Here is a 10,917-nt window from a genome sequence, read left to right on the forward strand (position 1 = left end):
GCTTCAGCGAGATCCGGCACCTACGGTCAATCGGGCCATTAGTTGCCCTCGTACAGCATGGAACGGGCCGACGCTGCCCACCGGTCTGCGTGCATGATCTTCCTCGGAGGGGACAGATATGGACGTTCTAGAACTGATGGAATGGCTAGCCGAGCGAGGGTGCTCGATGGTTTTCAAGGCTGACGGTGAGCGCACACGCGGACAGCGATGGATGGTGATCGTCTCTGGCGGTGTCTTGGGGGAGTTCTTCAGGCGTGACTTGGCATCCGCCGACGCATGCCTTGAGGCCACACTCGCCCACTTGGAGAGCCGTGGCATGTCGCCGTTCGCCTGAAACCGGAGCTTGGGAGTCACGGATCAACTTGCGGTCCCATGGCTCCTGAGCAGGGCGTATGGCAATCCTGAGCGTAATCGCGGCACTTGCTCCCTGACCAGGACTGACCGCTGTTCATCTGGCGTTCTGGTGCTGAGCCTGTGAGGGGTTGCCCGTCAGCTTCTGTTGCGGTGCCTGTCTTCCCCGGACTCAGTGCTATGCAGTGCAACGAGTTCACTCAGGTCGTTCGAAACCATAACTTGCGCGAGACGGCCGGCCACCGCCACAACCTCCGGCCAGGTCGTCGCTTGCAGGTACTCCTGATCGGTGTCGTTCGGGGCCTCGGCGTCTGCGGCGTTGAGCGCGGTGCCCAACTGACGCATAAGTGTGACTTCTTCGTCGGTCCGCAGACTGATACCGAGGTACCGCTCCGGTTGGTCGGCGTCACAGAAGTCATCGAAGAGCACGTGAAAGATGTGGTCCAAGTTCTCGAAAGTTGACGGGTCGAGCCACACCGCTTGCTGCCACGGGGGGTTGGCCAGAGCCAGCACTGCCGGCACGAGGTTGACACGGAAGTTTGCTAGGCACTGGCTGTCCTCGGTCACAGGCCGGAGCCTAGGGCCGCCGCTAGGTGGTGTCGATTCTTTTGCCAGCGCCTAGCTTGTCTCACGCATCTGGCACGGCAACACCTGCCTTGCTCAAGGCCTGGTCATTCGAAGAGCAGCGAGGCCCATGGGCGGGCAGGGACAACGCCTCCGTGGTGGGATCATGCGCCTTGTCGGCCGATGGATTGGGACGGCCATCCGTCGCTGCAGTGAGCGGCCGAGGGCATCTCCACCCGGCTGACCTCAGAAGGCGTCTGCTCTATGCGGGAAGCGTCGACGATGAAGTCGTCGTCGAAGCACTCTCGGTGGTCAAGTACGACGCGTGCGGCCTGCCCGGCGAGGTCGCGCTTCTCGGCGTACGCCGTTGCGATGCTGTTGTTGAACGAGACGAACGTGAGCTTGGAGACTTTCGGGCTGCTCGACGACGGTGTCTCGGCCGCGCTCGACTCGTTCGCTGACAACGTCTACGAGGACATGGACCACGAGTGGCTCTATGACGACTCCATGGACGGCATCGACGAGAGCGCCGTCGGAGCGGCTCTTGGTGTCGCGCCGATGGCGTTCCAGGCGTGGTTCACTCCGTTCAACGAGGGAAGGTACGTCCACCCGTCTGCGGCTGATGAGCCAGAGGGGGCGGCGCAGTGAGTTGTCCCGCTTCCTGAGGCTCCTTACGCAGGCTGGTTCTGCCGGAGCGACGGGCCCGACAGTAGAAACCAGCTGCTGTTTCGCTCACAGGTCGAATAGTGCGTCGCCTGCGTCCGATGTCGCCTTCAGCGCCTTGGTCGCCTCTGTGGGCACGGGGAGGACGCCCGCCGTGGTCAGATCTGCCACCGTGATCAGTTGGCCCGCGCACACCTCATTGAAGAGGTCGGCCTGTGCCGGCTCCCCCTGCACGAGCAGGCCGAGGACGTTCAGCAGCTCCAGCAGTTCCGTGGTCCATGAGGGAAGCCAGCGCCGAGCGAACTCATGGTCCAGTTCGAGGCGTCGCTTGCCGGCGGGGTTCCTTCGGCGGTAGCCAAACCACTTGTCGAGAACGTTCATCCCGGACACTTCGTACTCCCGGACCGCGATAAGCACCGGACTGATCCGTCCACTGCCGACCCACAGGTCCTGTGTCACGGGGTCGTACGCCAACTTCTCCGGCATGGCTTCCGTATCGTCCGGAATCTCCGCGACGCATCGGGGGCGGTCGCGTGGCAGCAATACCCTGCCGTACGGCCTCCCGGCTGCCTCGTCGGCATACCGTTCGCCGTAGGTGTGCAGCCACAGGACCCGCTGGCCGACGGCAACAGCCTGCTCCCACAGACAGAGGTCAGCGGTGAGGGGTATGCGCGGGCCAGGGACTTCGAGGTCTTCCTGGAATCGGGCCGTGTACTCCGGATGGGACGCGAGTGCGGCAATGTAGGCCAGGAGGTCTTCAGCGACGACCGGTACTCCGAACCGCCTGGCGAGCAGGGGGAGTAGACCGGGCGTGACGTTGGGCAGCGTGCCAGCGGCGTTGCGGTAGAGAGGACGGGCGCAACCGCTGCGGTTGTTGAAGTAGTGCATGTCGGGAATGAGGGCACTGAAGACCAGCGCCGGCCCGTTGACCAGCGGGTGGGCATTCTGCTCGATGGTGTAGACCTGTCGGTCGCTCCGGACTCGCCAGAGGTCTGCTCTGCCGCGTTCCATCAATCGGCTGTCCGGCAGGACATACTGCCGGTCGAACGACCGGAATCCTATGCGCACCGTTTGAGTGTTTGTCCTGTGCTCGGTGGCGAGTGTTGTCCGTCCATGCGATTCGACCCCTGGCAGGGGCGGGACACTGTCATCGGGCGTTCGCTCTCCCGAGTCTCCGAGCATCTTGGCGCGCCGCTCGGTGTCCGCAGCGACAAAGCGCCGCCACCGTTCATGGAGCGTGTCCTCGTCCGGTGCATAGACCCACATGCGCCCCGGAGTGACGCCACGCGACGACCACGGCATCAGATCTCTCAGCTGCGGGCAGGACTCCCACAGGTCGCTGCCGGGCGGCAGGAAAGCATCCGTCTTGCCCGTGGCGCACTCGCGCCATTCGGAGTCGTCGAGCCTGAGGGCCGCCAGACGTTCGATCTTCTCGTCGCGGCGCCCGGCGACCTTGAGATGCCTTACCTTTGCGATCTGCTGCTCTGTCCGCGGCCTGGGGCTGTTCCGCCATCGTACGAAGATCGCAATGCACAACTCCTGCGCGACCTCGGGGAAGATGCGGGTCGCGACATCAGCTCGGTGGCCCTCCGGCGACAGGTCGATGATCCAGCCCTCGTCGGCGGTTTCACGCAGATAGCGCCGCATTCCGGCGAACGCCCGCCCTTTGAGCCATGCCTTCGGCGTGATCAGCGCGACCACGCCGAAAGGTACGTCGTCGTGTGCGTCGAAGACCTTCCAGGTGGCCCAACGCCAGAAGTAGACGTAGAGGTTGGCGATCTTCGACTCGTACCTGCCGTTACCGGGTTGCCGGAAGGCCCCCAGCGGGGCAGGGATGTCCGCCTCGGGTTCCCCTCGCTCCACCCACTTGCCCGCACCTCGTTTCACGGCGTCGTGGGGCGGGTTGCCCATGACGACCATGACACGCTCGTCTCTCTTTACCTGGTTGGCCTGGCGGCGGGATTCTGCGAGTGCTCGGTAGGTGTGGGGGATCCAGTTGAACTCAGCTGTCGGGCTGTCCAGGGCATCGGCCACCAACAGCCTGAGTCCCTGTGCGGGGGCCGCGGACCCGTACTTCTTGAGCATGGCGTGCATGCGCAGTTCTGCGACGGCGAACGGGCCGACCTGCATCTCGAAACCGACCAGTCGACGCCCCACCATCTCTCGCAGGCGGGGGCCCACCGCGCCTGGTCCCTCTTCTTCAGCGATGGTCTCGGCAGCGAGCTCCAGTGCCGACAGCAGGAAGGTGCCGGTGCCCATGGCCGGATCGACAAGGACCACATCAGGGGAGGCGAAGCCGGAAGGAATATGGAAGCCCTCCCGCCTCAGGACGTCCTCGACCAGCCGGGCCATGGCCGAGACGACGCCATGTGGTGTGTAGTACGAGCCTGTACGTATCCGCAGCTCAGGGTCGTAAATCTGAAGGAAGTGTTCGTAGAGCAGGAAGTAGGCATCGCCTGTTCCGTCGTCCAGCACGTCCCATCTGACCGCCCCGATGACACGGAGCAGTGTGTTGAGCGTGGTGGAGAGTCCCGCGACCGAGTCTCCGGCGAGGACATCCAGCGCCTGGCCCATAAGTGAGTGCTTCTTGCCCAGCTTCGCGGCGATACTGTGCATGGTCTCGCCCTCGAAAGTGATCTCCTCCACCCGAGCGAGCAGAAGCGCGAACACGACGGCTTGACCGTACTGTTCGATGAATTCGGCGTCGGTCGCCTCCGGGAACAGCAAGTGGCGCCAGTCCTTGGCCAGCTTTGTAAAGGCTGGCAGACGGCGTCGGCTCTTTTCCTGCGCGATCGCCTCACCGACCTCTTCCGACAGCAGTTGGCACAGTCCTGCGACTGCTCGGATGAGCTGGCTCGTGGTGCGGGGCGTCTGCGGCTCCCAGGTCAGGAAGTCGTACAACACCCGCGCAAGCGCCCCGTCGGCGGGAGCAAGCCGGGCGCCGGAGGTGAGGACCGAGCCGCGCAGGTAGGCCACTTCTCCAACCTGTTGGCCCTGCTGGTGGACAGAAAACTCGTTGCCGTCACAGAGCAGTACGTTGTTGAGCAGCCGTAGTTTCGCCCACTGCCCGGCGTTGCGGCCTGTGTAGACGGACGGGTCGGCCTGGGTGCCCGGCTTCTTGAGCTCGATGTAACCGACGAGAGTGCCGCCGACCTCAACCGCATAGTCAGGGCGGGCTCCCATGTCGACGAGCGGTACCTCGCCGATGAGGGTGACGTCCAGACCGAGGCCACGGCATACAGATCGGATCATGTTCTCCAGCGGTCCCCGGAGTTGGTCCTCCTGCCACCCGCTGCCTCTCAGCTTCGGCGTGGCCTCCGCTCCAAACGCGGACACAGCGGCCTGGACTGCCTGTTCGAAGCTGTCATGGATCCTGCGTCGGGCACTCATACCGCCCCATCCCCCAAGGCGGGCAGATCCGGCCGACGTCAGGTCGGTGCGGCTATCTGCCGCACCTTGCTCCCGTCGGGGTCGGACTTCATTCCGGCCCTCGCTGTTCCATGACCGTAGGAGGGGAGCGCGGGGTGCAAGGAGGGTGCATGCGAGGGCGCATGGAGGCGCGTATCCGCGCAATATACGCCGATGCCGGACTGGAACTGAGGCGTTGGATGCGCCCGGTCAAGACCGTCGCGAGGCGGCGGGCGGTTGTCCAGGGAGGTCGTCTGGTGTTCAGCCGGATTGCCGAGACGAATCAGAAGCACGACTCCCGAGCGCATGGCGCCCAGTTCACGAACGCGCACATGAGAGGGGTGTGGGGATGTGGTGGTCAGGTGGGTGCGGCTGCTGCTCGCTGGGAGACCCGGACCAAGATCTTCTCCCAGATTTCTCCCAAGCCATCTCCAGGAACCACTCAGGGGCCCGACCCGCGATGCGGATCAGGCCCCTGACCTGGTGTTTTGGCTGTCGGGGTGGCGGGATTTGAACCCACGACCTCTTCGTCCCGAACGAAGCGCGCTGCCAAGCTGCGCTACACCCCGATGTCACCGGCGTCGCGGCGACATCGATTACTTTAGCCCACCCGCGCTCCCAGACGAAATCCGGTTTTCCCGGCCTCCGACCAGGGGACCGGGTGGGGCACACGGGCCCGGGGGCCGGGGCGCGGGCGGGTCGTGCAGGGCTAGTCCTCCCTCTCCACCAGCGTCAGCAGCGTCGCCTCCGGGGGGCAGGCGAAGCGCACCGGGGTGTAGCGGCTCGCGCCGCAGCCCGCCGAGACGTGGAGGAAAGAGGTGTTGCCCGACGACTCGTGGGTGGACAGGCCCTTCACGCGGTCCGTGTCCAGGTCGCAGTTCGTGACCAGGGCGCCGTAGAAGGGGATGCACACCTGGCCGCCGTGCGTGTGGCCCGCCAGGATCAGGGGATAGCCGTCCGCCGTGAACGCGTCCAGGGTGCGCAGGTACGGCGCGTGCACGATCGCCAGGGAGAGGTCCGCGTCCTTCTCCGGGCCGCCCGCGACCTTCGCGTAGCGGTCGCGCTTGATGTGCGGGTCGTCCAGGCCCGTGAAGGCCAGCTCGAAGCCCTCCAGCTTCAGGCGGCCGCGGCTGTTGCTCAGCCCCACCCAACCCGCCGTGTCGAACGCGTCGCGCAGGTCCTCCCACGGGTTGTGCACCACACCGACCGCCGGCGGGTTGCCGTTGAGGCCGTGCCGGCCCTGGGCCTTCTCGAAGAGGTAGCGGACCGGGTTGCGGAGCGTGGGGCCGTAGTAGTCGTTGGAGCCGAAGACGTAGACGCCCGGGAACTCCATCAGCGGGCCGAGCGCGTCCAGGACCTCGGGGACGCCCTGGGGGTCCGAGAGGTTGTCGCCCGTGTTGACGACGAAGTCCGGACGGAGGCCCGCCAGCGACTGGAGCCAGGCGCGCTTCTTGTGCTGGCCGCTCACCATGTGGATGTCGGAGACCTGAAGGACGCGCAGGGGTCGCATGCCCTTCGGCAGCACGGGGACCGTGATGCGTCGGAGACGGAAGGACCGGGCCTCGAAGCCCGCCGCGTAGGCGATGCCGGCAGCGCCGACCGCCGCGATTCCTGCCGTGATTTTCAGGGGGATCCCGTATCGTGCGCGCATCTGCCCATGGTGGCAGACCCTGCCGGTTGGAGAGACGGGTGGGCGGTGGGTACCTCGGCCGTCACTCCCCGCACCGGCAACGTCAGCAGCAGGCCCAGCGATATCCAGACGTACGTGTTGCTGCCGATGAACCCGTCGATGCCGGTGGCGTCCCAGCTCCACAGCCAGACGACGCTGCTGCACAGCACCACGTAGATCACGGCGGCCCGGCGCAGCAGCCGGCGTCGCCGCGGGTCGTCGCGGTCGTGGTCGAGGGCGGCGGTGATCAGTACGGCGAGCGCCGGGAAGATCCACACCAGGTGGTGCACCCAGGTCACCGGGCTGATCAGGCAGGCGGTGAGGCCGGTCAGGGCGAAGCCGGCGAGTTCGTTTCCGGCGGCGACCGCGCGCGTGGAGCGGCGGGCCCAGACCGCGAGGATCACCACGACACCGATCGCCCACACCGCTCGGTTGGGATCGTCGGGTGCGGAGAGCCGGGCGAGGACGCCCTGCCAGGACTGGTTGGAGACGTACGCGAGCGAGCCGACGCGGTCGGTGTTCCACATCGCCTCGGTCCAGTAGAGGCGGGAGGCATCGGGCGCGACCCACAGGGCGAGGAGCGTGGCGGCGGCGGCGACGCCGGTCGCGGTGGCGGCCGCGCGCCAGCGGCGGGTGATGAGGAGGTAGCCGATGAAGACGGCGGGGGTGAGTTTGATCGCGGCGGCGAGTCCGATGCCGAGGCCCGCGTACCGGGCGCGGCCCGTCGACAGCAGCCAGGCGTCGGTGAGCACGAGCGCCAGCAGCAGCAGATTCACCTGGCCGAAGCTGAAGGTGTCCCGGACCGGTTCGAGCAGCGCGAACAGGCAGAAGGCGACGGCGAAGGTGTACCAGCGGCTCCAGCCCTGGCGGCGTACGAGCGCGCCGGCGCACCAGTACAGGACGACGAGCCCGGCCGCGATGTTGCCGAGCACGCTGAGCGCGACCGCTCCGGGCCAGGCGACCAGGGTCATCGGCAGCATGCACACGGCGGCGAACGGGGGATAGGTGAAGCCGTAGTGCGTCCCCGGCACCAGGTAGTCGTAGATGCGGCCGCTGTCTCGCCAGTGCTCGACCGTGCCGTAGTAGACGCCGAGGTCGAACCAGTCCCGGTGCAGCGGCACGGTGGCGAGGAACAGTGCCACGGCCGCGGCCAGACCGGCCACCAGCAGCACCCGGCCGCGGGTGCTCGTGGGCCACTTGATGCCGCTGGTTCTCTGCTGGACGAGTGTCATGCCGTGCTCCCCAGGGCGTCGCTACGGGAGGCGGTGCGCTGCGCGACGCGGTGGGCGCACCACAGCGCCAGCACGGCGAGCACGCCGCCGAAGGTCGCGAGCGCCACCTGCGGGCCCTGCGGTGCGAACCCGTTGGGCAGTACGGCGAGGGCGAGTACCGCGCTCGCGGCGGCGACCGCGCGGCGTACGGACCGGCCGGGGCCGGCGGCGGCTATCAGGAACAGTCCCCACAGCACGTACCAGGGCCGGATCGCCGGTCCGAGCACGGCCACGGCGGTCAGGCTCAGACCGAGGGCGTAGACCGGTCGGCGCAGGTGGTGGCGGCGCCAGGCGAGCAGTATCGCGAGAGCGGTGGCGGCGAGGCCGGCCAAGTGCCAGGCGGGAGTGGCGAATTGGGCGAGTCCGCTGCCCGCGCTGTCCAGCAGGGCGCCGGTCATCCGGCCGAGCGAGGAGGTGATCGACCAGTTCTGCGGGGAGACCGGGGTGTCGAGCGCGCCGATCCAGCCGTAGCCGGTGCCGGTGACGGCGGTCGTCGCGGCGGTGGTGGCGGCGCTGATCCCGAGCACGGCGAGCGCGGCGGTGAATCGTGGCGCACGGACCGGCCGACGAGCGGGTGACGTACGGACCGGTGGCGTCAAGACCGAGGGCAGGCGAATCGAGGGCAGGCGAACCGAGGGCAGCCGAACCGAGGTCAGACGAACCGAGGTCAGACGAACCCGGGATGTCCGCGCTGGTGGTGCACCGCTGCCGAGCTGTCTCGCCCACAGGAGCGCGACGGCGAGCAGCCCCATCGCCGCGGGAGCTTTGACCAAGGCGGCCAGCGTGACCAGGACGACGGCGAGTACGGGCCATCTGCCCAGGGCGGCCACGAGACCGGCGCCCAGCAGGCCCAGCATGATCGCGTCGTTGTGGGCGCCGCCGACGAGGTGGAGGAGGACCAGCGGGTTGAGCGCGCCGAGCCAGATCGCGGTGGCGGGGTCGGCGCCGCAGTGCCGGGCCAGGATCGGCAGACAGAAGACCATCCCCGCGACCCCCAGCAGCGCGACGAGGCGCATGCCGATGACGCCGGCCGACACCTCGGTGTGCGACAGGTTGTTGATCACCGTCGCGCAGGCGAGGAACAGCGGGCCGTACGGCGTCGGGGTGTGCTGCCACAGCGGTGCCACCTCGTCGTTCAGCGGACCGCCGAGCCGGGAGGGCCCGTGCGTGTACACGTCGATCTGGGCGTCGACCATCGCGCCCTGGGCGAGATAGCTGTAGACGTCACGGCTGAACAGCGGCGGTGCGAGCAGGAGCGGCGCGGCCCACAGACCGAGGGTGAGCAGCAGGGTCCGGCGGTCGGGCGGCTTCGGCCCGCGCACCGCCCGCCCCAGCAGCGCCCAGGCCGCGACCAGCAGGACCAGCCCGAAGTACGCCCCGACGAGCCCGATCGCGGCGCGGCCCGACTCCGGTGCGAGGGCGTCGCGTACCGGCAGCGCGCCCGCGGTCACACCTCCCGCGGCGAGCGCCGCCGAGCCGACCAGTCCGAGGAGTTGGCAGCGGCGGGTGTCGAGGGATGTGGGGACGAGCGGCATTCGAGCAGAGTGTCAACGGGCGGTGTCCGAGAAGCGACGGTGTCCTCGCCGCGGAGCGGCCGCAGTGTGTCGGCCGAATGACGGCGAACGGGGGTACGGCGTCCGGGTGCGGGTGCGCTCCGTCCCGACCGCGACGGCGCACCCGTACGACGGCGAACCCGGTTCGGCACCCGCCGAGCAGCGGCCGGCTACGACGGCGACCGCGGCGGCGTCACGCCGACGAGCGCGCACCCGTACGGCAGCGAACCCGGTTCGGCACCCGCCGAGCAGCGGCCGGCTACGACGGCGACCGCGGCGGCGGTGCCGGCTGCCACTGACCCGAGTGCCCCGGCGGAAGCGCGAGGTCCCTGCGGACCGCCGCGTAGTAGCCCTCGCGCGCCGTCCGCTGTTTCTCCAGCAGGACCGACCACGCTTCCGGGTCATGCGTCCGCTCGCGCAGGAACTGCTCCATCTCCAGGACGGTGACGACCCACACCCGCGCCCTGTCCACCACGTCCCGGGTGCCGAGCATCAGCAGGGCCTCGCCGGCCGGGTCCCGGCCGTCGTTCGCCGCCGCCAGATGGGGCGCCGCCTCCTCGGGTGACAGCGGATGGGGATGGGGGTCGTTCCCGAGGTGGGCGGCGATCCGGTACGTCAGGGTCACCGATTTCTTCAGCGAACGGGCGTACTCGGCGTAGGTCTCCAGCCGCCGCTCCTCCCAGCGGGCCTCCTGCTCGCGGCGGAAGCGTGCCTGATCCCCACGCGTGATGGCCAGGTACGAGCCCAGGGCACCGACCACCACGCCGATCAGGGCGGGGAGTTGCTGTATGAACGCGGACATGGCGAAACGCTATCGGAGGGCCGCTGACGAGGGCCCCGGAAATGCGCGGGCGCGGACTTCGTGGCACCTGCCACACTTGTCCGTATGACCACGCTCAAGTCCAAGCTGCAGGAAGACCTCACCGCGGCGATCCGGGCGCGCGACGAACTGCGCTCCTCCACTCTCCGGCTGACCCTCTCCGCCATCACCAAGGAGGAGGTTTCGGGCAAGACCGCCCGTGAACTCTCCGACGACGAGGTGCAGAAGGTGATCGCCAAGGAGGCGAAGAAGCGCCGCGAGGCCGCCGACGCCTTCGCGCAGGGTGGCCGTGCCGAGCAGGCCGAGCGGGAGAAGGCGGAGGGTGTTCTCCTCGACGCCTACCTGCCGAAGCAGCTGAGCGACGACGAGCTCGCGCAGATCGTGACGCAGGCCGTCGACGAGGCGAAGGCCGCCGGTGCCGAGGGGCCGCGGGCCATGGGTGCCGTCATGAAGATCGTGAATCCGAAGGTGGCGGGCCGCGCCGAGGGCGGACGGGTCGCCGCCGCGGTGAAGCAGCTGCTCGCGGGCTGAGACTCCGCAGGCGAACAAGGAGAGGGGCCCGGCGCGTGCGCCGGGCCCCACAACCCAACAGCAAGTTTTAGGGCGAAAGCAAAGCGA

The 10,917-nt window shown here is 68.1% G+C and carries 8 protein-coding genes and 1 tRNA gene; 2 read left to right on the top strand and 7 right to left on the bottom strand.

Annotated features, from left to right (window positions below):
- Nucleotides 1–489 precede the first annotated feature (489 nt).
- A complete protein-coding gene (locus ACFWU3_RS05610) occupies nt 490–918 on the bottom strand; it encodes a hypothetical protein (protein ID WP_384431567.1) in 429 nt (142 codons plus the stop codon).
- A 369-nt stretch (nt 919–1,287) separates the two neighbouring features.
- Here ACFWU3_RS05610 and ACFWU3_RS05615 point away from each other — a divergent pair, with 369 nt between their 5' ends.
- A complete protein-coding gene (locus ACFWU3_RS05615) occupies nt 1,288–1,563 on the top strand; it encodes a hypothetical protein (RefSeq protein WP_384431570.1) in 276 nt (91 codons plus the stop codon).
- A gap of 84 nt (nt 1,564–1,647) precedes the next feature.
- Here ACFWU3_RS05615 and ACFWU3_RS05620 read toward each other — a convergent pair whose 3' ends face one another.
- The 6 genes from ACFWU3_RS05620 to ACFWU3_RS05645 form a co-directional block, all read right to left on the bottom strand.
- Nucleotides 1,648–4,968, bottom strand: coding sequence for a type ISP restriction/modification enzyme (locus tag ACFWU3_RS05620; protein WP_384431572.1), 3,321 nt, complete (start codon nt 4,966–4,968; stop codon nt 1,648–1,650).
- Nucleotides 4,969–5,481: 513 nt separating this feature from the next.
- Nucleotides 5,482–5,555, bottom strand: a tRNA-Pro gene (locus ACFWU3_RS05625).
- A 140-nt stretch (nt 5,556–5,695) separates the two neighbouring features.
- Nucleotides 5,696–6,637, bottom strand: a complete 942-nt coding sequence (locus ACFWU3_RS05630) for a metallophosphoesterase (RefSeq protein ID WP_384431575.1) — start codon at nt 6,635–6,637, stop codon at nt 5,696–5,698.
- On the bottom strand, nt 6,610–7,857 hold the full coding sequence (locus ACFWU3_RS05635; protein WP_384431717.1) for a glycosyltransferase 87 family protein: 1,248 nt from the start codon (nt 7,855–7,857) through the stop codon (nt 6,610–6,612). Before ACFWU3_RS05635 ends, ACFWU3_RS05630 begins: the two co-directional genes overlap by 28 nt.
- Before the next feature lie 26 nt (nt 7,858–7,883).
- A complete protein-coding gene (gene mptB / locus ACFWU3_RS05640) occupies nt 7,884–9,461 on the bottom strand; it encodes a polyprenol phosphomannose-dependent alpha 1,6 mannosyltransferase MptB (RefSeq protein WP_384431578.1) in 1,578 nt (525 codons plus the stop codon).
- A 277-nt stretch (nt 9,462–9,738) separates the two neighbouring features.
- Entirely contained in the window at nt 9,739–10,281 is a 543-nt protein-coding gene (locus tag ACFWU3_RS05645) for a hypothetical protein (RefSeq protein WP_384431581.1), read from the bottom strand.
- Nucleotides 10,282–10,365: 84 nt separating this feature from the next.
- Here ACFWU3_RS05645 and ACFWU3_RS05650 point away from each other — a divergent pair, with 84 nt between their 5' ends.
- On the top strand, nt 10,366–10,830 hold the full coding sequence (locus tag ACFWU3_RS05650) for a GatB/YqeY domain-containing protein (RefSeq protein WP_384431584.1): 465 nt from the start codon (nt 10,366–10,368) through the stop codon (nt 10,828–10,830).
- The last annotated feature ends 87 nt before the right edge of the window (nt 10,831–10,917 follow it).

The sequence above is a fragment of the Streptomyces sp. NPDC058685 genome, assembly GCF_042714725.1.
Lineage (GTDB): Bacteria > Actinomycetota > Actinomycetes > Streptomycetales > Streptomycetaceae > Streptomyces.